General features: G+C 44.3%; 23 protein-coding genes. 17 read left to right on the top strand and 6 right to left on the bottom strand.

What is annotated here, in order from left to right; translation table 11 throughout:
- The first annotated feature begins 14 nt into the window (after positions 1-14).
- From BLW16_RS21355 to BLW16_RS21330, 6 genes are all read left to right on the top strand, one after another.
- Positions 15-1,049 (top strand): glycosylasparaginase, encoded by a 1,035-nt coding sequence (locus BLW16_RS21355; protein ID WP_090559915.1) that lies wholly within the window; start codon positions 15-17, stop codon positions 1,047-1,049.
- A gap of 8 nt (positions 1,050-1,057) precedes the next feature.
- Positions 1,058-1,798: a copper homeostasis protein CutC gene (locus BLW16_RS21350; RefSeq protein WP_090559914.1), complete on the top strand. Its 741-nt coding sequence runs from the start codon at positions 1,058-1,060 to the stop codon at positions 1,796-1,798.
- Between the two features lie 30 nt (positions 1,799-1,828).
- The gene (lepA, locus tag BLW16_RS21345) at positions 1,829-3,616 is read left to right on the top strand and encodes a translation elongation factor 4 (RefSeq protein ID WP_090559913.1); all 1,788 of its coding nucleotides are present in this window, start codon (positions 1,829-1,831) and stop codon (positions 3,614-3,616) included.
- Between the two features lie 27 nt (positions 3,617-3,643).
- On the top strand, positions 3,644-4,525 hold the full coding sequence (locus BLW16_RS21340) for a bifunctional 5,10-methylenetetrahydrofolate dehydrogenase/5,10-methenyltetrahydrofolate cyclohydrolase (RefSeq protein WP_090559912.1): 882 nt from the start codon (positions 3,644-3,646) through the stop codon (positions 4,523-4,525).
- Positions 4,526-4,711: 186 nt separating this feature from the next.
- Complete coding sequence (locus tag BLW16_RS21335; protein ID WP_217631618.1) at positions 4,712-4,996, top strand: type II toxin-antitoxin system HigB family toxin; 285 nt, start codon at positions 4,712-4,714, stop codon at positions 4,994-4,996.
- A gap of 56 nt (positions 4,997-5,052) precedes the next feature.
- Entirely contained in the window at positions 5,053-5,466 is a 414-nt protein-coding gene (locus tag BLW16_RS21330; RefSeq protein ID WP_090559911.1) for a helix-turn-helix domain-containing protein, read from the top strand.
- A gap of 6 nt (positions 5,467-5,472) precedes the next feature.
- Here BLW16_RS21330 and BLW16_RS21325 read toward each other — a convergent pair whose 3' ends face one another.
- Positions 5,473-5,817, bottom strand: a complete 345-nt coding sequence (locus BLW16_RS21325; protein ID WP_090559910.1) for a Rieske (2Fe-2S) protein — start codon at positions 5,815-5,817, stop codon at positions 5,473-5,475.
- 98 nt (positions 5,818-5,915) lie between these two features.
- Here BLW16_RS21325 and BLW16_RS21320 point away from each other — a divergent pair, with 98 nt between their 5' ends.
- Both BLW16_RS21320 and BLW16_RS21315 read left to right on the top strand, forming a co-directional pair.
- Positions 5,916-6,539: a 7-carboxy-7-deazaguanine synthase QueE gene (locus BLW16_RS21320; RefSeq protein ID WP_090559909.1), complete on the top strand. Its 624-nt coding sequence runs from the start codon at positions 5,916-5,918 to the stop codon at positions 6,537-6,539.
- Positions 6,540-6,636: 97 nt separating this feature from the next.
- Positions 6,637-8,589, top strand: a complete 1,953-nt coding sequence (locus BLW16_RS21315; RefSeq protein ID WP_245735408.1) for an OmpA family protein — start codon at positions 6,637-6,639, stop codon at positions 8,587-8,589.
- A 275-nt stretch (positions 8,590-8,864) separates the two neighbouring features.
- On the opposite strand, the gene kdsA is transcribed toward BLW16_RS21315, so the two are convergent.
- On the bottom strand, positions 8,865-9,680 hold the full coding sequence (gene kdsA, locus BLW16_RS21310; RefSeq protein WP_090559907.1) for a 3-deoxy-8-phosphooctulonate synthase: 816 nt from the start codon (positions 9,678-9,680) through the stop codon (positions 8,865-8,867).
- A gap of 8 nt (positions 9,681-9,688) precedes the next feature.
- Positions 9,689-11,878: a DNA helicase RecQ gene (recQ, locus tag BLW16_RS21305; RefSeq protein ID WP_090559906.1), complete on the bottom strand. Its 2,190-nt coding sequence runs from the start codon at positions 11,876-11,878 to the stop codon at positions 9,689-9,691.
- Between the two features lie 88 nt (positions 11,879-11,966).
- Here recQ and BLW16_RS21300 point away from each other — a divergent pair, with 88 nt between their 5' ends.
- Together BLW16_RS21300 and BLW16_RS21295 are read left to right on the top strand one after the other, a co-directional pair.
- Positions 11,967-12,935, top strand: a complete 969-nt coding sequence (locus BLW16_RS21300; protein ID WP_090559905.1) for a KpsF/GutQ family sugar-phosphate isomerase — start codon at positions 11,967-11,969, stop codon at positions 12,933-12,935.
- A 17-nt stretch (positions 12,936-12,952) separates the two neighbouring features.
- Positions 12,953-14,044, top strand: a complete 1,092-nt coding sequence (locus BLW16_RS21295; protein WP_090559934.1) for a mannose-1-phosphate guanylyltransferase — start codon at positions 12,953-12,955, stop codon at positions 14,042-14,044.
- 55 nt (positions 14,045-14,099) lie between these two features.
- Here the strand turns inward: BLW16_RS21295 and rlmB are convergent, their stop codons facing one another.
- Positions 14,100-14,867: a 23S rRNA (guanosine(2251)-2'-O)-methyltransferase RlmB gene (rlmB, locus tag BLW16_RS21290; protein ID WP_090559904.1), complete on the bottom strand. Its 768-nt coding sequence runs from the start codon at positions 14,865-14,867 to the stop codon at positions 14,100-14,102.
- A 211-nt stretch (positions 14,868-15,078) separates the two neighbouring features.
- Between rlmB and dnaB the strand changes: the two genes are divergently transcribed.
- The gene (dnaB, locus tag BLW16_RS21285) at positions 15,079-16,650 is read left to right on the top strand and encodes a replicative DNA helicase (protein ID WP_090559933.1); all 1,572 of its coding nucleotides are present in this window, start codon (positions 15,079-15,081) and stop codon (positions 16,648-16,650) included.
- 34 nt (positions 16,651-16,684) lie between these two features.
- On the opposite strand, the gene chrA is transcribed toward dnaB, so the two are convergent.
- A complete protein-coding gene (chrA, locus tag BLW16_RS21280) occupies positions 16,685-17,884 on the bottom strand; it encodes a chromate efflux transporter (RefSeq protein WP_090559903.1) in 1,200 nt (399 codons plus the stop codon).
- Positions 17,885-17,893: 9 nt separating this feature from the next.
- Positions 17,894-18,229, bottom strand: coding sequence for a tetratricopeptide repeat protein (locus tag BLW16_RS21275; protein WP_090559902.1), 336 nt, complete (start codon positions 18,227-18,229; stop codon positions 17,894-17,896).
- Between the two features lie 155 nt (positions 18,230-18,384).
- Between BLW16_RS21275 and BLW16_RS21270 the strand changes: the two genes are divergently transcribed.
- From BLW16_RS21270 to BLW16_RS21245, 6 genes are all read left to right on the top strand, one after another.
- Positions 18,385-19,122, top strand: a complete 738-nt coding sequence (locus BLW16_RS21270; RefSeq protein WP_090559901.1) for an electron transfer flavoprotein subunit beta/FixA family protein — start codon at positions 18,385-18,387, stop codon at positions 19,120-19,122.
- Positions 19,123-19,235: 113 nt separating this feature from the next.
- A complete protein-coding gene (locus BLW16_RS21265; protein WP_090559900.1) occupies positions 19,236-20,207 on the top strand; it encodes an electron transfer flavoprotein subunit alpha/FixB family protein in 972 nt (323 codons plus the stop codon).
- A gap of 43 nt (positions 20,208-20,250) precedes the next feature.
- Entirely contained in the window at positions 20,251-20,868 is a 618-nt protein-coding gene (locus BLW16_RS21260) for a bifunctional nuclease family protein (RefSeq protein ID WP_090559899.1), read from the top strand.
- Positions 20,869-20,937: 69 nt separating this feature from the next.
- Complete coding sequence (locus tag BLW16_RS21255; RefSeq protein WP_090559898.1) at positions 20,938-22,203, top strand: NupC/NupG family nucleoside CNT transporter; 1,266 nt, start codon at positions 20,938-20,940, stop codon at positions 22,201-22,203.
- Between the two features lie 196 nt (positions 22,204-22,399).
- A complete protein-coding gene (locus BLW16_RS21250; protein ID WP_090559897.1) occupies positions 22,400-25,186 on the top strand; it encodes a TonB-dependent receptor in 2,787 nt (928 codons plus the stop codon).
- Between the two features lie 45 nt (positions 25,187-25,231).
- On the top strand, positions 25,232-26,002 hold the full coding sequence (locus BLW16_RS21245) for a GLPGLI family protein (RefSeq protein ID WP_090559896.1): 771 nt from the start codon (positions 25,232-25,234) through the stop codon (positions 26,000-26,002).
- Positions 26,003-26,057 lie beyond the last annotated feature (55 nt).

Raw genomic sequence — 26,057 nt, 5'->3', positions numbered from 1 at the left:
CTCAAAAACCGCTTATGTTCGACCGTAGAAAATTCATTAAATCTTCCGCTCTCTCTGCCTCGCTCCTGGCAATTGGTAAAAGCGGTATTGCCAATATTCTTCCCGATCCTCTTCAGCCTGTCGCGACAAAACCACTGGTGATCTCTACCTGGGACTTTGGCATTGCAGCCAACCACGCTGCATGGGAAGTTTTGTCAGGCGGCGGCCGCGCGCTGGATGCCGTAGAAAAAGGGGTTCAGGTTCCTGAGTCGGACCTTAAAAATCAGTCGGTCGGACGTGGCGGACTGCCGGACCGTGACGGCAAGGTTACACTGGATGCCTGCATTATGGACGAAGAAGGGAATTGTGGCTCAGTTGCTGCACTTGAACATATTGAACATGCGATCTCTGTGGCAAGAATGGTGATGGAAAAAACCCCTCACGTGATGCTTGCCGGTGACGGTGCCCTGCAGTTCGCACTGGAAAATGGTTTTAAAAAAATCAATCTCCTTACTCCTGAAAGCGAAAAGGCATGGAAAGAGTGGCTGAAAACAGCGAAGTATGCGCCTGTAATGAATATTGAGAACAAACTTTACGATAAAGCTTCCCCTACCCGTCTTCCCGGCAATCAGTACAACCATGATACCATCGGAATGCTGGCATTGGATGCAAAAGGAAATCTTTCCGGCGCCTGTACAACCAGCGGTATGGCCTATAAGCTGCACGGGCGGGTTGGCGATAGCCCAATTATCGGCGCGGGATTATATATAGATAATGAAATTGGTGGCGCTACTTCAACAGGCGTAGGCGAAGAGGTGATCCGCAACGTGGGCAGTTTCCTTGTGGTGGAACTGATGCGCCAGGGTTATCCCCCTGAAGAGGCCTGTAAAGAAGCGGTGATGAGGATCATTAAAAAGAAAACTGCAAAATCCAAAGAGATCCAGGTAGGTTTTCTAGCGCTCAATAAAAAGGGGCAATACGGTGCATATGCCATACAAAAAGGATTCAGCTACGCGGTTTGTAACGAGAATAACCAAAGTCTTCTCATCCCCGGAAAAAGTTATTATTAATTCAGCTTATGATAGAAATGGAAGTCTGTGCCAACTCTGTAGCTTCGGCCGTAGAGGCACAATTGGGTGGTGCTAAACGTGTTGAACTTTGTGCCAGCCTTACTGAAGGTGGTACTACTCCCAGCTATGCGCAAATCGCGATGGCCAAAAAGATGCTTGACATTGAAGTATTTCCTATTATCAGGCCACGCGGAGGCGACTTTCTTTACTCCAATCTTGAATTTGAGCTGATGAAGGAAGATGTCAGGATCTGCAAATCGTTGAATTGCGAAGGCATCGTGACAGGTATTCTTACCAGGGAAGGCAAAGTAGATAAAATACGCTGTGCCCAACTGATTGAACTGGCAAAACCAATGCAGGTGGCTTTTCACCGCGCATTTGATATGACTGATGATATGTATGAAGCCCTGGAAGATATCATCGCCCTGGGAATGGTACGCGTCCTGACCTCGGGTGGCAAAGCTTCAGCATTGGAAGGTGCTGCAGTACTCTCAAACCTCGTAGTGCTGGCAGGCGGGCGGATCAGCATTATGCCGGGTGCCGGCGTCGGCACAGACAATATCGCAAAGCTTATCAGCCTGACGGGGGCAAAAGTATTCCATGCTTCGGCAAGGCTGCCGGTAAGCAGTGAAATGAACTACAGAAATGAACAACTGAGCATGGGCGCCAATACCGATGAGTATAGTACCACGCTAACCAATGCCGAAATGGTCAAAAAATTATTGGAACTGGCAAACAGTGCAGAATAATCAAGCGAATATTCTATATTTGCGGCACTGATGAAGCACATACGTAATTTTTGCATAATTGCACATATTGACCACGGGAAGAGCACTTTGGCCGACCGTTTATTAGAATATACAAATACAATCACCCAGCGTGAGTCGCAGGCTCAGTTGCTGGATGATATGGATCTGGAGCGTGAAAGGGGTATTACGATTAAAAGTCATGCCATTCAAATGGATTATATTCAGGACGGACAGCCGTATATCCTGAATCTGATAGATACACCCGGACACGTGGATTTCTCCTATGAGGTTTCCCGTTCCATTGCTGCCTGTGAAGGTGCATTACTCATCGTAGATGCTTCACAGGGTATACAGGCGCAAACCATCTCCAACCTCTACCTCGCTTTGGAGCACGATCTGGAGATCATCCCGATCTTAAACAAAATGGACCTTCCGGGGGCTATGCCCGAAGAGGTAAAAGATCAGATCATTGAACTAATCGGATGTAAAAGGGAAGAAATCATTCCCGCATCCGGAAAAACAGGATTAGGCGTACACGATATTCTGCGTGCTATTGTAGAACGTGTACCTGCACCGGTAGGTAATCCCGATGGTGAACTTCAGGCCCTGATCTTCGACTCTGTTTTTGATTCATTCCGCGGTATTGTGGCTTACTTCAAAGTTCTGAACGGGGAGATCCGCAAAAAGGACAAAGTTAAATTTGTAGCCACAGGTAAAGAATATATTGCAGAGGAAGTAGGTACATTAAAATTAAAACAATCTCCTAAGGATGTCATCAAAACCGGTGACGTAGGTTATATCATTTCCGGTATTAAAGAAGCCAGAGAGGTAAAAGTCGGAGATACGATCACACATAAAGACCGTCCGAGTTCAGAACCTATTAAGGGTTTTGAAGAGGTAAAACCAATGGTATTCGCCGGTATCTATCCTGTGGATACTGACGAATTTGAAGATCTGAGGGAAGCCATGCACAAGCTGCAGCTAAATGACGCCTCTATCGTTTTTGAACCGGAATCATCTGCAGCCTTAGGCTTTGGTTTCCGTTGCGGATTCCTTGGAATGCTGCACATGGAGATCATCCAGGAGCGTTTGGAGCGTGAATTTGACATGACAGTGATCACTACGGTACCCAATGTGTCGTACCAGGCGATGACCACTAAAAATGAGCTGATCATTGTCAATAACCCTTCAGATCTTCCTGATCCAAGCAAAATGGAATATGTGGAAGAGCCTTATATCAAAGCAAACATCATTACTAAATCTGAGTTTGTAGGACCTGTAATGTCACTTTGTATCCAGAAAAGGGGAATCATCGTCAACCAGTCGTACTTAACCTCAGACCGTGTGGAACTCGTATTTGAAATCCCTATGGGAGAGATCGTGTTCGACTTTTATGACCGCCTGAAAACCATCTCTAAAGGTTACGCCTCTTTTGATTACCACCAGATCGGTTACCGCAGGTCTGACCTGGTCAGACTGGACATCCTCCTGAACGCAGAGCCCGTAGATGCTTTATCTTCGCTGATCCACCGCAGTAACTCTTATGATTTCGGAAAAAGGATCTGTGAGAAACTGAGGGAACTGATTCCCCGCCAGCAGTTTGAGATCATCATTCAGGCTTCTATCGGAGCAAAGATCATTGCCCGCGAAACGGTGAAAGCCTTACGTAAAGATGTAACTGCCAAGTGTTACGGTGGTGATATCTCGCGTAAGCGTAAATTGCTTGAAAAACAGAAAAAAGGTAAAAAACGTATGCGCCAGGTAGGTAATGTGGAAATCCCGCAAACTGCATTTATGGCGGTACTGAAATTAGATTAATCGATAGCATTTAACATAGCATTTGATATGCAATTACTGGACGGAAAATTCGCATCAGAAAAGATTAAATTAGAAATAGCTGCAGAAGCTGCTGAATTCACGGCACAAACCGGCAGGAAGCCGCATTTACTGGCCATCCTGGTTGGTAATGACGGCGGTAGTGAAACCTATGTGGCCAGCAAAATGAAGAACTGTGAAAAGGTAGGATTTGAGTCATCACTTGTTAGGTATGATACAGATGTTACCGAGGAGGAGCTGATACAAAAGATTCGGGAGATTAACGCTGATGCCGGGGTTGACGGTATGATCGTTCAGTTGCCTTTGCCAAAACATATCGACCCTGAAAAGATTACGGACGCCATAGACTACCGTAAGGACGTGGATGGCTTTCATCCTGTAAACCTGGGCCGCATGATGCGTAACCAGCCTTGTTTTATCCCGGCAACACCCTATGGGATTTTACTCATGCTGCAGGCTTACGGAATTGATACCACCGGTAAACATTGCGTAGTTGTTGGCCGCAGTAATATTGTGGGCAGTCCGATGAGTATTTTGATGGCACGCAATGCTAATCCGGGAAACTGTACAGTAACCCTTACGCATAGTAAAACCACCAACCTGAAGGAAATGGTTCTGCAGGGCGATATCGTCATTGCAGCAATCGGCAGAAAGAATTTTGTAACCGCTGATATGGTTAAGCCCGGTGCTATTATCATCGACGTAGGTATCAACAGGGAAACTTCTGAAACCACAAAATCCGGTTACAAGCTTTATGGAGATGTTGATTTCGAAAATGTTGCTCCCTTAGCTTCGTGGATCACTCCTGTTCCCGGCGGCGTTGGGTTAATGACCATCGTTGGACTGCTGAAAAACACATTAGCTTCTGCTAAAAAAGAGATCTACCAGTAAGATCCTTTAAATCTCTACCGAAAGCCTGCAAATCGAATTGCGGGCTTTTTGCGTTGAGGAAATTTCTATAATTTTTTAACCATCATGTTTCATTTAAGAATTAAGTTAGGAGGAATTTTATATACAAATACTAATATATAAAATATTTTAAATTAATGTTCTCTTTTAGAGAACTATTACTTACCGTTGATTGATATTGAAATGCGTGTTCATTTGATTAGGAAAGAAACTATTGAAAATTATATCAGATTAAATGCCCGAAGCAGTACTTCTTTGGAAGATTGGTTAGCGAAATTAAGCAATGCTGACTGGGAGCAGCCGGGAGATATAAAGAAGACCTATGGTTCTGCTGATCTTTTGGGCAAAGGCAGCAATAAAGTAATTTTTGATCTGGGAGGAAATAACTACAGAATGATATGCATTTGGCAGAAAGCAGGTACATCTGTTTATTTGCTGGATAGGTACACATGAAGCGTATGACAGGATCTGCAAAGAATTGAGACAATACACGATTAATATTTATTAAAATGGAAAAGCTAAAATACACGGTCATTAAAAATAAAGAGCAATATTTTCAATATTGCAGCATTCTTGAGGCATTCACAGACATTGAGGTTAAAGATATCCATACTGAAGATGAAATTGAGCTGCTCACCCTGCTCATTGAAAAATATGATGAAGAACATAACAGCCTTAACGCAGTTGATCCGATCAGGCTGCTACGGTCTTTTATGGATGATCATCAGCTGAGTGCTACTGCCCTCGCTGATCTTCTCAGTGTAAGCAAAGGTTATATTTCAGATATCCTTAATTATAAAAAAGGACTGTCTAAAGAGGTAATCAGGAAATTATCAGAACATTTTAAAGTCAGGCAGGATGCCTTCAACAGGCCTTATCCCTTAAACCAGGTGATGAAGCAAAGCCTGGCAAATGCGGGGTAATTAATTTTAATCCCCGCCAAAAAATCTGCTGAACAGGCTTTGACGAAAACCCGCGTATAAACCATCGGGTTCTTCGCGCAAAGGGTAGATATTGATATAGTCTCCCTGACCTTCTGCTCCTCTTCCATTTTCTAAACTATAAGCATAACGGTGAATGGGACAGACGAGCTGACCTTTAGTACACCAGCCTCCGCTTAATATACCTCCGGCATGAGGGCAAGTATTCTGGATCAGGTGAACCTTACCTTCATTCCTCAGCAGGCACAGTTTTTTACCGGCAACAATAACCTGCCGCATGAAGTCTTCCTCAGGAATTTCCTCTTCTATTTTATACCAGCGTAAATTAGCCATTATGCATAGTGTTATTCACAGATTAGTCATTTAAACAATTCCAATATACAGATATTCCCTTTTCCCGTTCATATTTTATTTAACTTCGCAAAATTAATATGGCACACAATATTCCCGCAGACGGCACATTGCTTCCTTTAATGGAAGAATTTTACACTATTCAGGGTGAAGGTTTTAATACAGGCAAAGCTGCCTATTTTATCCGTCTTGGAGGGTGTGATGTAGGCTGTCACTGGTGTGACGTGAAGGAAAGCTGGGATGCAGAACTTCACCCTTTAACTTCCGCTGACGCAATTGCTGAAAAGGCAGATACATTTCCTGGTAAAGCCGTAGTGATCACCGGTGGCGAACCTCTGATCTATAATATGGATTACCTCACTAAGAAACTACAGGAAAGAAATATCCTCACGTTCATCGAAACCTCAGGTGCCTATCCCCTGTCAGGCAGCTGGGACTGGATCTGTCTTTCTCCAAAAAAATTCAAAGCACCGCGTCCGGATATCACACCCTTTGCCAATGAATTAAAGGTGATTGTTTTCAATAAAAGCGATTTTGAGTGGGCAGAACGCTATTCGGAAACCGTATCTCCTACCTGTAAATTATATCTGCAGCCGGAATGGTCAAAATCCAAAGAAATGACTCCGCTGATCATCGATTATGTGATGGCGAACCCAAAATGGGAGATCTCATTGCAAACGCATAAGTATTTGAATATCCCTTAGGATCATTCGGCTTGTTCCCTGAACACATTGTGCTTTATTTCAGAACCTTTAGATTATTTTTCATTAAGTTTAGCTATCGGATCATCTAACCAGCATAATGGATATACATACGTTCCTGAAAAATTGCACTCATAATTTCGCCTGTTCAGGAAAAATGTTCCTGTTCATCCTGGTTATTTCCATCGCAACAGTTAAAGCTGCCCGGGCACAGGAATCTACTGTAAGAAAAGCACAGCAGAATTTTGAGTCTGCGCAGAAATCCCTGCAGCACAAAGACTATGAAACAGCAATCAAATCACTGGACGATGCCCTGGAAGCCGACCCTGCATTTCAACTGGCCTTTGTGCAGCTGGGAGATGTCTACAGATTAAAAAGAGAATTCAAAAAAGCAAAATCCAGTTATCTTAAGGCAATCGCTATTTCCGGTGCAGGAACAGAGGCGAGGGTTTATTACTCGCTGGGAGACGTAGAACTGAAATCTGCTGATTATGAAAATGCCGGAAAACACTTCAGATTTTTCAAAGAGAACTACAAGGGAAAAGACCAGGATCTTTTAATGAGAACCAACAAATACATCCTGGACTGCGATTTTTCTGCAACTGCCCTCAAACATCCGGAAACGTACCGGCCAGTCAACCTTGGAAACGCAATCAATACAAAAGACCGGGAATATTTTCCCGCCTTAACAGCAGATGGGTCAAGCTTAATATTCAGCCGTACCGTCAATGGAAATGAAGATTTTTATGTTTCTCACAGAACAGCAGATAAACAATGGTCGGCGGCAGTGCCAATGAGCGACAAGATCAATACTGCGCAAAATGAAGGCGCGCAGTCCATCTCACCCGATGGCATGTACCTCTTTTTTACGGGTTGCAACCGCGAAGACGGATTAGGCAGCTGCGATCTGTACGTCAGCCATAAAAACGGGAAAGACTGGGATAAACCTTTCAACCTGGGCCCCACTGTAAACTCTGGCTCCTGGGAATCTCAGCCGGCAGTTACTCCTGATGGAAGTACGCTGTACTTTGTAAGCAACCGCCCCGGCGGACTTGGCGGATACGATATCTGGAAGACCACATTTAATAGCGAAGGTGAATGGGGCAAGCCGGAAAACCTGGGACCCGGCATCAATACGCCATTTGATGAAACGACCCCCTTTATACATCCTGACGGTAAAACCTTATATTTTTCTTCAAACGGATGGCCCGGTCTGGGGGGCATGGACATCTTTTACAGCCGCCTTCAGGAAAATGGCAAGTGGGGTAAACCAACGAATATCGGTTATCCAATCAATACCTTCAGTGAGGAAACGGGCCTGATGGTAACACCAGACGGCAGCCAGGGCATGTTCTCTTCCGTATTGAAAGACGGATACGGCGACATGGATATCTATAGCTTCGATCTCCCTGCCGCTGCCAAACCACTTCCTATCACTTATGTAAAAGGCATCGTACGGGATAAAGAAACACATAATTTCTTGGAAGCCAACGTGCAGGTGGTGAACCTGAAAACCAAAGAGAGCAAATTCAATGATTTCACTTCCAAAGACAACGGCGAATTTCTGGCAGTAATGCCACTAGGCAGCGCCTATGCGTTCAACGCCATTGCCGATGGCTATCTTTTTTATTCAGATAATTTCGAATTGAGCACCGCCACCCCGGGCAAGCCATATGTATTAGAGATCTATCTGGAAAAACTGAAACCGGGAGGCAACGTCATCCTGAGGAACATCTTTTTTGATACCAACAAATTCGAATTATTGCCGGCCTCAGTCACCGAGTTGACAAACTTACTGCAGCTGTTACAGGCCAACACTACAACCGGAATTGAAATTCAGGGACATACCGACAATGTAGGAAATGCGACGGATAACCAGAAATTGTCCTTTCAACGCGCTAAGGCCGTATACGATTACCTGGTTAATCACAAAATTGAAGCAGGTCGTTTGCGCTTTAAAGGATTCGGGCCAACAGTACCGGTTGCGAAAAATGACACTGCTGAAGGGCGTCAGAAAAACCGTAGAACTTCATTCCTTATTACTAAAATATAGGATTGCTGCTGCACCTGATCGCTAAATACCTGGTTAACACGCCTTTCTTTCTGGATTTCCCCTAAGCACCTCGCTGCAGATAATCTTAAAATAAAAGTATAAACTATATGACGGCCTCAGCGTTCTTTTGCGCAGCAAATTAATGCAGCCGGAATATAGTATATACTTTTATTCAGCAAAGCATGAATACACTCAATTTACCAGGCTTCTGCAAATTAATATAGCAACATATCCTGAAGAAGAAAAGTTAAACTTAACCGGTCTAAGCAGTTGAACTAAATCACAGCTTGCCTGATCCTGATCAGCTTCACCATTAAATCTTCCAACAAATCGATCTGAAGCATATTTGCGCCATCAGATTTCGCATTTGCAGGATCAGGGTGAGTCTCGATAAACAAACCGTCTGCTCCTACCGCAATAGCAGCTTTGGCAATAGTTTCTATGAGTTGTGGTTTTCCGCCCGTAACACCGGAACTTTGGTTAGGCTGCTGCAGCGAATGGGTCACATCCATTACAACAGGTACGCCAAAACTCTGCATTTCCGGTAATCCCCTGTAGTCAACAATCAGGTCCTGATAGCCGAAAGTGTTTCCCCTGTCTGTCAGGATCACCCTTTGATTTCCGGAATCATTGATTTTCTCTACTGCGAATTTCATTGAACCGGCAGAAAGGAACTGCCCTTTTTTAACGTTCACTACCTTCCCTGTTTTCGCAGCAGCGATCAACAGGTCAGTTTGGCGGCACAGGAAGGCCGGGATCTGCAGCACGTCCACATAAGCAGCAGCCATAGCAGCCTCGTCGCTTTCGTGGATGTCCGTTACTGTAGGCACACCGAAGGTTTGCCCTACTTTTTCCAGAATCTTTAATGCTTTTTCATCCCCTATACCGGTAAAGCTATCGCCTTTAGAGCGGTTGGCTTTTCTGTATGAACCTTTAAAGATGAAAGGGATTTCCAGTTTATCCGTGATAGTCACGAGTTTCTCCGCGATCCTTAAGGCAATTTCCTCCCCTTCAATTGCGCAGGGGCCAGCCATTAAAAAGAAATTACCGGATGTTGTATATTTTAATTTATCTAATTCGAAATTGATCATTTCCCAATTTAATTTCCAAGTTCAGACATGAACTTGATTCGCATTAACTGTATCTCTTCACGGGTATAATCCGTCTCGCCCAAATCCTTCAGTGCCTCATCGATAGAGTCATTCTCGGCAGAGCGGAAGTAATCAAACACTTCATCCTGGCGGTCATCATCCATGATCTCATCTACAAAGTAGTTGAGGTTCAGCTTGGTACCGGAATTCACGATGGCTTCAATCTCTTTCAGGATCTCAAAATAAGTGATGCCTTTAGATTTAGCGATATCTTCCAGCCCGATCTGCCTGTCCACATTCTGTATAATGGATACCTTCAACTGGGATTTATTCGCCTGAGTTTTGATAATCAGGTCTATAGGCCTTTCAATATCATTATCGGTCACGTACTTTTTGATCAGCTCCAGGAACGGCGTACCAAACTTCAGTGCCTTCCCGTTTCCGACACCCGAGATTTGCTTCAGCTCTTCCATAGAAATAGGATAATGCGTACACATCTCTTCCAGCGAAGGATCCTGGAAAACTACGAACGGAGGAACATTCTTCTGTTTCGCAATCTTTTTCCTGAGGTCTTTCAGCAGTTGCAGCAACTGCGTATCCAAAGTTCCGCTGCCATGTTTCACATCATCCTCATCATCGTCTGACGCGCTTTCAATCGGTTCATTCAGGATAAATTTAAGGCCATATGGATTCGCAATAAAGTCTACACCAGAGTTGGTGAGCCTTAGCAGGCCGTAATTATCAATATCTTTTGACAGAAAGTTATTTAAAACCGCCTGTCTTACCAAAGATTTCCAAAGGTTCTCGCCTTCCACCCTGCCTAAACCAAACTCAGGCAATTTACTGTGTTCATAAGCAATGGTCTGTGCTGTTTCCGATCCCATCAGGACATTCAGGATATGGGCATCATCAAATTTCTCCCCGATATCCCTGATCATCAGCAACAGTGTTTTCAGATATTCTTCAGCTTCAAACAGCTGTTTGGGTTTCTTGCAGTTATCACACATGCAGTTACAGCCGGCCTCATTGAAGTTCTCACCGAAATAATGCAGGATCTGCTTTCTGCGGCATACGCCGGATTCAGCATAGTCTATCACTTCTTTCAGGATCTGCGTGCCGATCTCACGTTCGGCAACAGGTTTATCTTTCATGAATTTCGCCAGTTTATCTACATCCTTCTGTGCGTAAAACGCGATACAAACACCTTCCCCGCCATCACGGCCTGCCCTGCCGGTTTCCTGGTAATAGCCTTCCATACTCTTGGGGATATCATGGTGGATCACAAAACGCACATCCGGCTTGTCAATCCCCATACCAAAGGCAATCGTAGCAACGATCACTTCGGCATCTTCCATCAGAAACTTATCCTGGGTATCCGCACGCACCTTAGGTTCCAGCCCGGCATGATAGGGCAAAGCCTTGATCCCGTTGAGGTTCAATGCTTCTGCTACTTCCTCCACCTTCTTCCTGCTCAGGCAATAGATAATGCCAGACTTCCCTGTATTGTATTTGATGTACCGGATGATTTCTTTCAGCACATCTCTTTTAGGGCGGATCTCATAAAATAAGTTAGGCCTGTTAAAGGAGGATTTGAACAGCGTGGCATCGCTCATCTGCAGGTTTTTGATAATATCCTGCTGTACCTTTGGGGTCGCCGTAGCTGTCAGGGCAATAATTGGAATATCAGGGCCGAGGCCACTGATCACCTGTCTGATCCGCCGGTATTCCGGACGAAAATCATGTCCCCATTCCGAAATACAATGGGCTTCATCAACCGCAACAAAAGATATAGTAATGAGTTTAAGGAATTCAATATTATCCGCTTTGGATAAAGATTCCGGTGCCACATATAATAACTTGGTCTGTCCACTGAGCAGGTCATTCTTTACCTGTGTAATTTCCGATTTGTTCAGCGAAGAATTCAGAAAATGTGCAATGCTATCGCTGCCACCGAATGCCCTGAGCTGGTCCACCTGATTTTTCATCAGCGCAATCAGCGGCGATATCACAATGGCAGTGCCCTCAGACATGAGTGCCGGTAATTGATAACAGATAGATTTACCTCCACCTGTGGGCATAATCACGAAGGTGTTTTTGCGCTCAAGAACATTAGTAATAATTGATTCCTGATCGCCTTTAAAGTTGTCGAAACCAAAGAAGGTTTGTAAGTTGTCAAACAACGACTTTTTCACGTCCATTTTGTGTATAAAATATTCAGTGCTATTTTTGATTCAAAATAACATAATTTTGCGTCAATTAAAGCATCAATATACTAATAAATTCTCTTTGAAAAGTAAAAAATCAATTATTGAGGCGGGGATCAACACTTTACAGGCCGAAGCGCATGCAATTCTCGGGCTAATTTCGTATGTAAATGACGATTTTGTAGCTATTGTGGAGCATATTCTTGCCGGAAAGGGCCGTGTGATCGTCACGGGAATCGGTAAAAGCGCTATAATAGCTCAAAAAATTGTCGCTACTTTTAATTCTACGGGCACTCCTTCCAGCTATATGCACGCCTCTGATGCGGTACACGGAGACCTCGGGATGATACAAAAAAACGATATCGTCATCTGCATTTCCAAGAGCGGAAATACCCCCGAAATCAAGGTACTTACCCCCCTGCTCAAACAGGCGGGCAACCTGCTGATCGGCATGGTGGGCCAGGTGGAATCTGAGCTGGCAAAACATGCGGACCTGATCCTGAATACTTCCATAGATAAAGAAGCCTGCCCTAATAACCTTGCCCCCACTACCAGCACCACGGCACAACTGGCCATGGGCGATGCACTGGCGGTAAGCCTGCTGATGGCGCGCGACTTTAACGCCGATGATTTCGCACGTTTTCATCCGGGCGGCTCCCTCGGGAAAAAATTATATCTCAAAGTATCTGAACTGGCGCAGCGTAATGCGAAACCCAGTGTTTCGCCGGCAGCATCTGTTAAAGACGTGATAATTGCAATTAGTAAAAACCGTTTAGGTGCCGTGGTTGTTGTTGATGCAAATCATCAGATAAAGGGTATCATTACCGACGGCGATATTAGAAGAATGCTGGAGAAATATCCGAACCTGACTGATCTCACTGCAAGTGAAATTATGAACAACAATCCCAAAACGATAGATAAAGATACATTAGCTGTCACTGCTTTTGAACTCATCCGTGAATATAATATTACACAATTGTTAGTTACCGATGCCAAAGGTTACTTTGGTATTGTACATTTGCACGACCTTTTACATGAAGGTTTAATATAATTATGTCTAACCACATTATGAACGAAGATAATTTTGTCCTAATTATGGCTGGCGGTGTTGGAAGCCGTTTCTGGCCCGTAAGCAGAATAGAACACCCAAAACAGTTCATTGATTTTTTTGGTGTCGGTAAAACACTGATCCAAAGTACATACGACCGTTTTTTAAAGATCTGTCCGCCGGAGAACATTTTTGTTGTCACCAACGAGATCTATACAGATATCGTCAAAAAGCAACTTCCTGAACTTTCAGACAACCAGATACTGGCAGAGCCGATCATGCGCAACACCGCTCCCTGCATCGCTTACGGATCAATGAAAATCGCAGAGATCAATCCCAATGCAACCATTATCGTTGCCCCGTCCGATCATACCATAGCCAACCTCGAACGCTTTGTCGGTGCCATCGAAGAAGCACTGAAAGCTGCAAGGGAAAACCATTGCCTTATCACCCTTGGCATCAAACCAACCCGACCCGATACCGGTTACGGCTATATTCAGTTTATAGAAAACACCCTTCCTGCAGATGACCGCATTCACAAAGTGAAGCTGATCACCGAAAAACCGAACCTTGAACTTGCAAAGTCATTTGTTCAAAGCGGTGATTTTCTTTGGAATGCAGGGATCTTCGTTTGGTCAGTAAACGCTATCAGCGATGCTTTCAGTACGCATCTGCCTGAAATGTACGATATCTTCCATTTAGGGGCATCCTCCTACAACACCCCGGAAGAAAAGGACTTTATTGCCAATGCCTATACACAATGTACCAACATCTCTATCGATTTCGCAATCATGGAAAAGGCAGACAATGTGTATGTGCTGCCTACTGACTTCGGCTGGTCTGACCTGGGTACCTGGGCCTCTATTTATGATATGGCCGATAAGGATTATGTCGGCAATGCCGTAATGCCTTCAGAGCAGGTCATGATGTTCAATTCTTCCAATTGTATGGTAAATGTTCCTGAAGATAAATTGGTAATCCTGCAGGGTTTACACGATTACATCGTTGTAGAATCCAACAATACGCTGCTGATCTGCCCGCGGACGGAAGAACAGAGCGTGAAACAAATTGTGGCAGATGTAAAGTCCAACTTCGGGCAGCGGTTTATTTAAATCTTATTGCTGATGTGTTGACCAGGCCTGCCGGAGCTAACACATCAGCACAAAACTAGGTGGTACGCTGCCTGATCGCTTCATAAAGGATCACCCCTGTAGAAACGGAAACATTCAGCGAGCCAATCTCTCCGAACATCGGGATCTTCGCCAGGTGGTTGGCCATACGCATGATCTCATTTGAAATCCCTTCGTCTTCTGCCCCCATCACAATCGCCGTAGGTACAGTATAATCCGGTGCATAGATCAGGTCACTTGTTTTCTCGGTACAGGCAACAATCTGCAAACCACACTCCTGAAGATACAATGCTGTTTTATGCAGATTCTGATGACGGCAAACCGGAATGGTAAATAAAGCACCGGCAGAAGTTTTTATCGCATCAGCATTGATCTGTGCAGAATTCTTTGCGGGCACAACAATCGCATGCACGCCGGTACATGCAGCAGTTCTCGCGATAGCGCCCATATTCCTTACATCAGTAATTCCGTCCAGAATCAGGATCAGCGGTACCTCTCCTTTTTCATATATCAGCGGGATGATATCTTCGATCTTCTGAAAGGTAATGGAAGAGATCACGGCAATCACACCCTGGTGATTTTTTTGCGTCATCCTGTTCAGTTTTTCAATGGGAACATTGTGTACCGGGATGTCTGTATCTTTTAATAAGCCTTTCAACTCAGGAATGATCTCTCCCGTAAGCCCCCTTTGCATATATAAGCTTTCTATATCTTTCCCCGCTTTAATCGCTTCTATTACAGCACGGATACCAAAAACGAATTCATTATTTTCTTTAGGTCTGGGAGACCTTCTAAAGTTTTCCATTTATTTTATTTTACGTGCAAAAATAGCCGAAATTATGAGAACTGAGGCATTCATTTTTTATAGCAGCCATGAGCCTGCTTATCCACAGGTTCATGTTAGCAATTTCCGCGTGCCCGGGAAAAGGAGCAAAAAAGGATAAAGCAATCCTTCAAAATGTGCAAAAACAATTCGCGTCAGGAGTGTATTTTTGTATATTTTTGTTCTTATGAATATGGATAACGGATCACAAGGTCAGGAGAGACAAAATTATACATCTTCCAAAAAAAACAGGCTGGCTGTACCTACCATGGGACAGGGTAAAATACCACCTCAGGCGCTCGACCTGGAACAAGCTGTTCTTGGTGCACTGATGCTGGAAAAAGATGCCTTATCAACTGTAATTGATATCCTGAAGCCCGATGTTTTCTATGATGAAGCCCATAAAAAGATATTTGAAGCGATCGCGCTGCTTTTCCAGAAATCCAAGCCGGTTGATATATTAACCGTTACTGCAGAACTGAGAACGTTGGGCACGCTGGAAATGGTGGGTGGTGCCTATTACGTGACCAACCTGACCAACCGTGTGGCATCTGCGGCCAATATAGAATACCACGCAAGGATCATCTCCCAGAAATATATACAGCGGGAACTGATCAGGATCTCTTCAGAGATCATCCAGAATGCTTACGAAGATACCACAGATATATTTGACCTGCTGGACAATGCAGAAAAAGGGCTTTTTGATATTGCCCAGAATAACCTGCGCAGGGATACCCAGAAAATGGACGAGATCATCAAACAATCTCTCGCTACGCTGGAAGAACTCCGGACAAAATCTGACGGATTAACCGGTGTACCTTCGGGTTTCACTGCCCTCGACCGGATTACCGGCGGATGGCAGCCATCAGATCTGGTGATCATCGCAGCACGTCCTGCGATGGGAAAAACAGCCTTCGTGCTGACCTGTGCAAGAAATGCTTCGGTAGATTTTAAACGCCCTGTAGTGGTATTCTCCCTGGAGATGTCCTCCGTTCAGCTCGTAAATCGTCTGATCTCCGGAGAAACCGAGATCGAACAGGAGAAGATCAGAAAGGGAAACCTTGCAGAATGGGAATGGCAGCAGCTGCACAGCAAGATCGGCACGCTGACGGAAGCTCCCCTGCTGATTGATGATACCCCCGCGCTGAATATCTTTGAATTCAGGGCAAAATGCAGGAGACTGAAATCACAGTACGATATACAAATGATCATCATCGATTACCTCCAGCTGATGCATGGTAAAGGTGAAGGGCAGAGCGGTGGCGGTAACCGTGAGCAGGAGATCGGTAGTATCTCCAGGGCGCTGAAATCCGTAGCCAAGGAACTCAACATCCCTGTACTGGCCCTGTCTCAGTTAAGCCGTGCGGTAGAATCGAGACCAGGTGTGAACGGTAAACGTCCGCTCCTGTCGGATCTGAGGGAATCTGGCTCCATTGAGCAGGATGCGGATATGGTACTCTTCCTGTACCGCCCCGAGTATTACGGGATCACTGAAGATGAACAGGGACGATCACAGGCCGGTGTTGGTGAGGTGATCATCGCAAAACACAGGAATGGTGAAACCGGTATCGTTCCCTTAAGGTTTATCGGTAAGTATGTGAAATTCACCGATCTTGAGGAAGACTTCATGCCACCGAATTCATTCTCTATGGACAGCCCGAGTGCGGGAATGCTGCCTTCAGCAGATTTCGATAAACCATCCGGTAATGTGATCATCAAACCTTCACGCATGGATGATTTTAATGATGAGGACGCGCCGTTCTAAACCAGTAAAAGCTTTGGCAGATGATATTGTTAGGTTAGATAAAATAGCCTAACAATATACCAGCCAGCACAATAAACGGCGGACTGATCTTCGTAAAGTTAAGGATCATGAAAGTAACTATGATCACTGAGATCTCCAGGGGATCAAAACCGACAGGTTTCACCAGCAGGATAAATGCAGCGATAATAAAACCTACACTCACCGCATTGATGCCCGACAAAGAACGTTTGATCCGGGTGATCTTCTTCAGGTCTTCCCAGAAAGGGACAATAAACAGCACCAGGATCAGTCCAGGAAGATTAATTCCCAGTACACCGATCATTCCCCCAAGCATCTGCCCGTAAATGCCATAACCAAAGTTCTTCATGCTCAGCGTACCCAGGTAACTCGTAAAGGAAAACGTAGGTCCCGGTAATGCCTGCTGCAAGGCGAAGCCCGACAAAAATCCGGATGAGCTCAGGTAATGTTTCATTTGCACAAACTCCGTAAACATCAGCGGCACAAGCACCTGCCCCCCTCCAAAGATCAGGATCCCGTTCCTGTAGAAGTTCTCAAAAAGCCTGATGGGCAAACTGAATGGCGAGGTCCTGTTGATGAGCGCACCCAGCATAGCCATCACCAGCAATACACTGAAAAAATAAGCAAGCTTCCTCGGGTTGATATTCGCGAATAACTTTACCCTGATCTCGCTTTCCTCCTTCGGTGATTCGAGTGCCGAAGAGATCATGCCACCAATGAGAATAGCCAGTGGAAATACATAGGCATTCCTTAAAACCAGCGTAACGATCACTGCCGCAAGGGCGAGAAATACCGCAGTTTGTGATACCAGCACCTTTCTGGAAAGGTTATACGCCCCAAAAGCAACAATACCAAGGGCTATGGGCTGGATATACTTTAAGATCACAATGAATTTTTCCTTTTGGTCCAGCTGCGCGAAACTGATCCCGGCGAAGGTCATGACTGCTGCCGAGGGAATGATCCAGATCAGAAAGGTGACCAGCGACAATTTTAATCCCCCAACCTTATGTGCAATTCCAACCAGCGTTTGTGTAGAGGCCGGTCCCGGCAGAATCTGTGCCAGGGCGTTCAGTTCCAGTAGTTCCTCTTCTGAGATAAACTGGATGTCCTTCACGAAATACTTCAGCAAAAGGGATATATGTGCCTGTGCACCACCAAATGCCGTAAAAGTAAACAGGAAAACGTTTCGTAAAAACAGTAGCTGCCGCTTTGCCATCAGTCCTGATTAATCGTCTTCATAATCAAGACCAGCCGCCATATTATACGCCCCCTGCAATTCTGAAAACGCATGCCTGTCCCCTTTTTCCCTCGAGCGCTGCATGCCAAGCTGATAGATCGCTACAGCTTTGTCTTTCTCCCCCTGTTTTTCATACAATTTACCCAGGTGGTAATAGGTACCTACATAGGAAGGATGTTCCTCTACCAGTTTCAGGTAATAATGAAAGGCCTGTCCGGTCTCCTTTAACGAGTTATATTCGGTCGCCAGTGCGTATAAGATAAATGGGTCATTGGGTTCTGTGGTTAAAAACGCCAATAACTTGTTTAATCGGGTACTTTGCATTTTAATTCCCTGCTTTTTTAATTAGATTTGCAAAAAGACTTTTTGAAGAAGCTGCATATTCAATTGCCGAACATAAGTATAAAAAGCAGAAAGCGCTTCAATATATAACAAATAAACATTCATTATCAATCAGACCTTAAATCAATATATAAATTATGAAAATATTAGTTTGTATCAGTAATGTGCCCGACACAACCACAAAAATAACCTTTACCAGCGATAATACCCAATTCAATACTTCGGGAGTACAATTTATTGTAAACCCTTACGATGAAATTGCGTTATCAAAAGCGATAGAACTTTGTGAAGGTGGCAAGGGCACGGTAACTGTAGTAAACGTTGGTGAAAGTGCAACTGACCCAACCATCAGGAAAGCACTGGCTATTGGTGCAGATGATGCGGTGAGGATTAATGCTGCTCCGCGTGATGCCTATTTTACTGCTTACCAGATTGCTGAATATGTTAAAACTGCCGATTTTGACATGATCCTGACCGGCCGTGAGTCTATAGATTACAATGGTAACCAGGTAGCTGCAATGATCGGTGAGTTCTTAGCTATCCCTTCTGTATCTATCATTAAAAAACTTGATTATGACGGAACTACAGCCACTATCGAACGTGAGATTGAAGGTGGTAAGGAAATTGTAACCGTAAGCGGCAAATTCATAGCCAGCTGTGCCGAAGGTGTTGCTGAACCTAAAATCCCGAACATGAGGGGGATCATGTCTGCCAGAACCAAACCATTGGTAGTTGTTGAAGCCAAAGAAATTGAGGAACTGGCAAAAGTAGTTTCCTTTGAAACCCCTGCCCCGCGTGGTGCAGTAAAGTTAATTCCTGCAGAAGACGCAACAAGCCTGATCGGGTTATTGCATACAGAAGCAAAAGTGATCTAACCTATTTATTGATAAACCAATTGAATTAAACAGCAGTAAAGGCCGGAAGAACCAGATCATTTGCGCTAAAGCTCAGGATCAGCCCGGCTGGCACTATATAAATTAAAAAGAATATGTCAGTTTTAGTATATGTAGAACAAGTCGATGGTAAGTTTAAGAAATCTGTATTTGAAGCGGTTTCTTACGCGAAAGCTGTCGCAGCTCAAACAGGGACAAACCTTAGCGCAGTAGCGATAGGCAATATTGCTGAAAACGAACTGCAGGAATTAGGCAAGTACGGTGCGGAGAAGGTACTGAGCGTAACCAGCGATGAGTTAAAGAATTTTGTGAACCAGGCTTACGCTGCTGTCATTACTGAAGCCGCACAAAAAGAAGGTGCTGACGTGATCGTATTGTCAAACTCTTTCTCCGGAAAAGGACTGGCCCCACGTATTGCTGTAAAACTTAAAGCCGGACTGGTTGACGGTGCCATAGAACTTCCAAATCTGGATGGCGGAAAATTCCTGGTAAAGAAAAATGCTTTCTCAGGAAAAGCCTTTGCCATCACAGCACTTACTTCAGCAGTGAAGGTGATCGCCCTGAACCCAAATGCTTTTGGCGTAAAAGAATCTCCTGTAACACCAGTTATTGAAGCCTTCGCTCCAGCGGTTCAGTCTTCAGACCTTGCAGCTATCGTAAAAGAGATCGTAAGGGCTACAGACAAAGTTTCCCTGCCTGATGCAGAACTGGTAGTTTCAGCCGGAAGAGGCCTGAAAGGACCTGAGAACTGGGGAATGATCGAAGAACTGGCTGGCTTGCTTGGCGCAGCTACGGCCTGCTCTAAACCTGTTTCTGATGCAGACTGGAGACCACATTCGGAACACGTAGGGCAAACCGGTATTGCGATCAGTCCGAACTTATATATCGCCATCGGCATCTCCGGTGCTATCCAGCACCTGGCAGGCGTAAGCTCTTCAAAAGTAATCGTAGTCATCAACAAAGATCCTGAAGCTCCTTTTTTCAAAGTGGCGGATTACGGAATCGTTGGCGATGCCTTTGAGGTAGTTCCAAAATTAATTGAGGCATTAAAAGCACATCAAGTTTAATAATACCCACGGAGGTGCAAATCTCCGCCAGGTATTCTATTATATGAAAAAAGTAAAATTAGATATTGTTGGCTTATCCTATAGCCAGACCCAATCCGGAGCTTATGCCCTGGTACTTGGAGAAGTAAATGGCAGAAGACGTTTACCGATCATCATCGGTGCGTTCGAAGCACAGGCCATTGCTATTGAGATCGAGAAAATGACCCCAAGCAGGCCCTTAACGCATGACCTCTTCAAAACATTCGCCCAGACCTATAACATCGAGATCAAGGAAATCCTGATCTATAACCTGGTGGACGGCGTATTTTTCGCAAAACTGATTTGTACTGACGGAGATAAAATACAGGAAATAGATGCCCGGACCTCTGATGCCATCGCTTTAGCCGTACGCTTCAATTCCTCTATCTATACCTATGAATTTATTTTGTCCTCCGCTGGTATTGTGATTGAAGGAAATGATTTTGTATTCCTTGAAAATATGGATAACCTGAGCAAGGAACAGGGACAGGAAGATATTGATACCTCACTTCCGGGAACAGGTTACAGCAACCTGAGCATCGAAGAATTAAACCAGAAACTGCAGGAAGCCATTACAGAGGAAGCTTATGAAAAAGCTGCAAGAATAAGGGATGAACTGAACAAAAGAAATTCGTCCCAATAACAAATTACCCGCATTTATATTACATCTTTATTTTTCTATACCCTAACAAATCATATTTGATCAATTTTTATGGAGCGTTTTCACGGAATCATCGGTATCATTTTAATATTAAGCCTCGCTTATCTTTTTTCCAATAACAAGAAAAAGATCAATTACAGGCTCGTTGCCAGCGGACTTACGCTCCAGGTCTTGATTGCAATACTTATTCTGCGGGTAAGCCCCGTACAGCACTTCTTTGAGTTTCTCGGCAGAGGAATGCAAAAAATTGAGCAATTTGCGAAAAAAGGTGTCGATTTCGTTTATGGTGGTATTGCAGTTATCGGTTATGACGGACAGCCTCATCCATATACTGCACCAGACGGCTTTGTATTTGCTTTCAACGTTACAGCTACAATTATTCTCGTATGCGTACTGGTTGCCATATTTTACCATTTCGGTATCATGCAGCGCATTGTGGCCGTGATTGCCAAAGGAATGAACTTCGTAATGCGTGTCAGTGGTGCAGAAGCCCTGAGTAACGTCGCCAGTGCATTCGTAGGCCAGATAGAAGCACAGGTAATGATTAAACCCTACCTGAAAGGGATGACCAAAAGTGAACTGCTGGCCTCTATGAGCGGCAGTCTGGCCTGTATTGCAGGCGGCATCCTGATCGTATATGCCAATATGGGCGCACAGGCAGGAATGAACCTGGCACCAAAACTGATCATGGCCAGTCTGATGGCCTCCCCCGGCGCACTGATTATCGCCAAGATCGTTTATCCGGAGACTGAAGTCTCTCAAACCATGGGAAAGGTTAAACTGGAAGTAAAAAGTGAATACACCAACCTGATCGATGCCATCTCACATGGTGCCGGTGAAGGTTTCAAAATTGCAATGAACGTGATTGCCATGCTGATCGGTTTTATCGCACTAATTGCTTTGGTCGACTATATCTTTGTTCATATCGGCCACCTCTTCAATCCCGACTTCAACCTGTCGCTGGACTGGATCTTTGGTAAATTATTTTATCCCTTTGCCTGGTCAATGGGCATCCCTGAGGCAGATGTAAGCAATGCTGCTACCCTGCTCGGACAAAAATTAACGGTAAATGAATTCTTAGCCTTTAAAAATTTAACCACCAAAGCTGTGCCTATTGTTACAGAAAAAGGTGTCTTAATTATTAGTATTGCTATTTGCGGATTTGCTAACTTTAGCAGCGTAGGTATGCAAATTGGCGGTATCGGAGAATTGGCTCCTGAGCGCCGTTCAGATCTGGCAAAGCTGGGCCTTAAAGCACTGATGTGTGGGACACTTGCTTCCTACCTTTCAGCATCTATTGCAGGTATTTTGATGTAACTCATGTGTGTCAGGACATTACCGTAAAAATACGGTCATTCACAGCTAAACCGGTTAAAATTATATTAACTTCATCAGCACCTGGCTACCGAATATGTTAAATTTTCATAAAATAACATATTTTAACATTTTTTAATAGTATAATGTTTTTACCATTAAGTATTTAGTTATATATTAGGCTTAACAATAGCCCTGTATGAAACTAAATTATTTATCCCTGGTCCTCCTCGGTCTGATTTCGTTTACCGCCTTCGCTCAAACTCCCTATACGGTCAGGGGTTCAGTAGTAGATACTGCAGGCAACAAGAAACTGATGAATACCTCCGTCAGTGTGCTTCGCAGCAAAGATTCTACACTCGTCAAATTTACCCGTGCCGATGAAAATGGAACTTTCTCATTGAACGGCCTTCCAAAAGGAAAGTTATTTCTGCTCGTCACCTACCCGGGATATGCAGATTATGTAGAGCCGTTTAGCCTGGACAGTATCAAAAAGAACGCCGACTTCGGAAACATCAGGCTCACCCTCAAAGCGAGGCTTCTGGCCGATGTGATCATTAAAGGCAAGGCAGCAGCCATTAGGATAAAAGGCGATACCACGGAGTTCGATGCTGCTGCATACAATATTCAGCCAAACTCTAAAGTCGAAGACCTGCTGAAACAATTGCCAGGCATCCAGATAGATAAAGATGGAAAGATCACTGCCCAGGGAAAAACCGTAAGCAAAGTGCTGGTAGATGGGGAGGAGTTTTTTGGAGATGACCCTACCCTTGTCACCAAAAACCTGAGGGGAGACATGATAGATAAAGTACAGCTTTTTGACAAAAAGAGTGATCAGGCTGCGTTTACCGGTGTAGACGATGGCAAAACAACTAAAACGATCAATCTGAAACTAAAGGACGACAAGAAAAACGGATATTTTGGCAAGCTGGAAGCCGGTGGTGCTACCGACAGTTATTACCAGACGCAGGCCATGCTCAATGCCTTTAAAGGGAAAAAGAAGTTTTCCGCCTATGGTACCCTGGCTAATACAGGCAAGATTGGCCTCGGCTGGCAGGACAGCAACAAATACGGATCTGAAAGCCTGGATTTCGGGGAAGAGTATATCTCCGTATCTAATGACGGCAATGATGAACTGTCATCATTCAGCGGACGATATGACAATCAGGGTATCCCTGTCGCAAAAACCGGCGGAACACATTACGATGCAAAATGGAACAGTAATAAGGAGTCTGTCAACGTCAATTACAAGATTGGCTCTTTAAATGTTGAAGGCGACAGAACTACGATGGTGCAGAATAATCTTCCTTCCGGGATTCAAATAACAAATTCCAACGAGCATTTTGATAATTATATGTTTCGTCAGAAGGCCGACGGCACTTACACCATCAAGCTGGATACCTCCTCTACCTTGAAGATCTCGGTAGATGGAATGTTAAAAAATACCGAGACCAGGAGTGGTTTTACTACCAATAGCCAGAGGGGAAACGGCATATTGCTCAACGAAACTGACAGAAGTATCTCTAATGACGCAGACAATAAGGCCTTCAATGCAAAAGCATTGTGGACAAAAAAACTGAAGAAGCCACGCCGCAGCCTGTCGCTTAATCTCTGGGAGTCCATTACCCAGACAGACGGCAAAGGTTTCCTGAAATCTAAAAGCGAATTTTACAACACCGAAGGCATACTGGAAAGCGATACGGTGGTTGATCAGTTTAAAACAAGCCTCGTTAAAACTTCTGCTTTCAATTCCAATCTCGCTTATACAGAACCCATTGGCAAAAACCTGACCGTAGTACTCAACTACGGATTGGGTATCAATAACAGCAGCGCAAACAGAAAATCCTTTAATCCATTCGCAGGAGGTGCCTATGACCTGCTCGATACCTTATACAGCAACAATTACCAGTTCAATCAGCTCTCCAACCAGGGAGGTGCAATCCTGAATTTCAAGAACAATAAAACCACAGTAAATTTCGGAACTAAAATCGCCAGTGTAAATTTCAAACAAAAAGACCTGTATCATCAATCTGTTTTCAGAAGAGATTTCATCAACTGGTCACCCCAGTTGAACTATATGTATAAATTCTCGCAACAAAAATCTCTGGGTATCTGGTACAACGGAACCAATACCCAACCCACTATCGACCAGATCCAGCCGGTCAGGGTAAATAACGACCCGCTTAACATCATCCAGGGTAATCCCGACTTAAAGGCCTCCTTCAGAAATTCCATCGAGGCCAATTATTATTCCTATAGGATTATCAGCGGGCAAAGCATTTCCGGTTACGCGAGTTACAACGTTACCTCAAACCCGATCGTCAGCAATACCACTACTGATTCTGCGGGTAAAAGTACTTTTCAATCCATCAATCTCCGTGGCAAGAGTGCGAGCTCGCTGTATCTTTCCCTATCGGGAGACCGGAAAATAAAAGCAATCAATCTGACCGTTGGAATCAACGCCAACATCAACCAGAGTACCTCCTACAACTATATCAATACCGAGCTCAACAAGATCCAGTCCTCTACCTACTCAGGTCAGATCTATATGTTTAAATCAAAGGAGAAAAAGTACGACGTGTATACTTTCTTCGGCCCAACCTACACAACAAATGAATCTTCCGTACAAAAAGCCATTAACGATAATGGCTGGGGATTTAAGGGAGATGGCTATTTTACAGTTTTCCTTCCCGGAAAGTTTGAAGTAAGCACCAGCGGACAGTATGAGTACAGGGCGAAAACACAATCTTTTGATACCAATTTCCATCGCTTCATCTGGAATGCCACGATTAGCAAAAAATTCCTCAAGTCAGAAGGACTGAAGTTCTCCCTTTCGGCGAACGACCTCCTCAACCAGAATATAGGTTTCTACAGAACAGCAAATGGAAATATGATCACACAAAGTAATTATACAACGATAAAGAGATATTTTATGGGTTCAGTATCCTGGGATTTCAGTAAAATGGGTGGTTCCTCCACAAAATAAGGATTCAAAAAATAAGCATCAACGAAATAATCAAAATATTTACCAATGAACAGATATTTATTTATCATCCTCCTTCTTTTGCAAGGCACCGGCATACTGGCACAGCATGTCAGATTCCCGACCGAAGGGGTAATTGAATTTGAGCGCAGCAATAACATGTATGCAATCATTCAGAAAAAAATGGGCAAACAAAGTGGCAATTTTGATGAACAAATCTTCGATCAGTACAAAAAGACGAACCCACAATTTAAGCTCCTGAAAAGCACCCTTTATTTCTCGAAGGACAAAACCCTGTTTAAACCTATCGAGGATCTGAGCTCTGCCAGCCCCTTTTTCGGGCCAAGCCCTGATGTGACCCAGAACAATACGATATACATAGATTTTGCCAGCCATATCCAAACCACCCGTAAACAGGTTTTCGAAGAGAATTTCATTGTAAAAGACAGTACCAGGAATATCAGCTGGAAGATGACCAGCGAGACCAGGGAAATTGCAGGTTATATGTGCAGAAGGGCGAATGCCATTGTGATGGATTCCATCTACGTTGTAGCCTTTTATACAGACCAGATTCCGGTATCAGGCGGCCCCGAATCCTTCACCGGCCTTCCCGGAATGATCCTCGGCGTGGCACTGCCACATGATAACATCAGCTGGTTTGCAAAAACGGTCACGGACAAAACCGTTGAGCCTTCAGTTATCGTTCCTCCGTTAAAAGGAAAACCGGTGGACAATAAGGGGCTGGCGGCCATATTAGACAATGTCATGAAAGGCTGGGGAAATTACGCAAAAGCCTACCTGAGGGCGCTGATGTTGTAACAGATCAAGGCTGATGCGCTGACAGATCTTTTACAGTAACAGTGATTCACCTCAA

Source organism: Pedobacter hartonius, from assembly GCF_900107535.1.
Lineage (GTDB): Bacteria > Bacteroidota > Bacteroidia > Sphingobacteriales > Sphingobacteriaceae > Pedobacter > Pedobacter hartonius.
Note: the sequence above shows the minus strand (reverse complement) of the source record. Positions and strands in the feature narration are given on the sequence as shown.

Excerpts from the sequence above, each read along its gene's own strand:
- BLW16_RS21320 (WP_090559909.1), top strand. The coding sequence starts at position 5,916 with ATGGCACACAATATTCCCGCAGACGGCACATTGCTTCCTTTAATGGAA.
- BLW16_RS21255 (WP_090559898.1), top strand. The coding sequence starts at position 20,938 with ATGGAGCGTTTTCACGGAATCATCGGTATCATTTTAATATTAAGCCTC.
- lepA (WP_090559913.1), top strand. The coding sequence starts at position 1,829 with ATGAAGCACATACGTAATTTTTGCATAATTGCACATATTGACCACGGG.
- BLW16_RS21340 (WP_090559912.1), top strand. The coding sequence starts at position 3,644 with ATGCAATTACTGGACGGAAAATTCGCATCAGAAAAGATTAAATTAGAA.
- BLW16_RS21330 (WP_090559911.1), top strand. The coding sequence starts at position 5,053 with ATGGAAAAGCTAAAATACACGGTCATTAAAAATAAAGAGCAATATTTT.
- BLW16_RS21245 (WP_090559896.1), top strand. The coding sequence starts at position 25,232 with ATGAACAGATATTTATTTATCATCCTCCTTCTTTTGCAAGGCACCGGC.
- BLW16_RS21295 (WP_090559934.1), top strand. The coding sequence starts at position 12,953 with ATGAACGAAGATAATTTTGTCCTAATTATGGCTGGCGGTGTTGGAAGC.
- BLW16_RS21265 (WP_090559900.1), top strand. The coding sequence starts at position 19,236 with ATGTCAGTTTTAGTATATGTAGAACAAGTCGATGGTAAGTTTAAGAAA.
- chrA (WP_090559903.1), bottom strand. The coding sequence starts at position 17,884 with ATGGCAAAGCGGCAGCTACTGTTTTTACGAAACGTTTTCCTGTTTACT.
- dnaB (WP_090559933.1), top strand. The coding sequence starts at position 15,079 with ATGGATAACGGATCACAAGGTCAGGAGAGACAAAATTATACATCTTCC.
- BLW16_RS21260 (WP_090559899.1), top strand. The coding sequence starts at position 20,251 with ATGAAAAAAGTAAAATTAGATATTGTTGGCTTATCCTATAGCCAGACC.
- rlmB (WP_090559904.1), bottom strand. The coding sequence starts at position 14,867 with ATGGAAAACTTTAGAAGGTCTCCCAGACCTAAAGAAAATAATGAATTC.
- BLW16_RS21325 (WP_090559910.1), bottom strand. The coding sequence starts at position 5,817 with ATGGCTAATTTACGCTGGTATAAAATAGAAGAGGAAATTCCTGAGGAA.
- BLW16_RS21270 (WP_090559901.1), top strand. The coding sequence starts at position 18,385 with ATGAAAATATTAGTTTGTATCAGTAATGTGCCCGACACAACCACAAAA.
- BLW16_RS21315 (WP_245735408.1), top strand. The coding sequence starts at position 6,637 with ATGGATATACATACGTTCCTGAAAAATTGCACTCATAATTTCGCCTGT.
- BLW16_RS21355 (WP_090559915.1), top strand. The coding sequence starts at position 15 with ATGTTCGACCGTAGAAAATTCATTAAATCTTCCGCTCTCTCTGCCTCG.
- kdsA (WP_090559907.1), bottom strand. The coding sequence starts at position 9,680 with ATGATCAATTTCGAATTAGATAAATTAAAATATACAACATCCGGTAAT.
- BLW16_RS21275 (WP_090559902.1), bottom strand. The coding sequence starts at position 18,229 with ATGCAAAGTACCCGATTAAACAAGTTATTGGCGTTTTTAACCACAGAA.
- BLW16_RS21350 (WP_090559914.1), top strand. The coding sequence starts at position 1,058 with ATGATAGAAATGGAAGTCTGTGCCAACTCTGTAGCTTCGGCCGTAGAG.
- BLW16_RS21250 (WP_090559897.1), top strand. The coding sequence starts at position 22,400 with ATGAAACTAAATTATTTATCCCTGGTCCTCCTCGGTCTGATTTCGTTT.
- recQ (WP_090559906.1), bottom strand. The coding sequence starts at position 11,878 with ATGGACGTGAAAAAGTCGTTGTTTGACAACTTACAAACCTTCTTTGGT.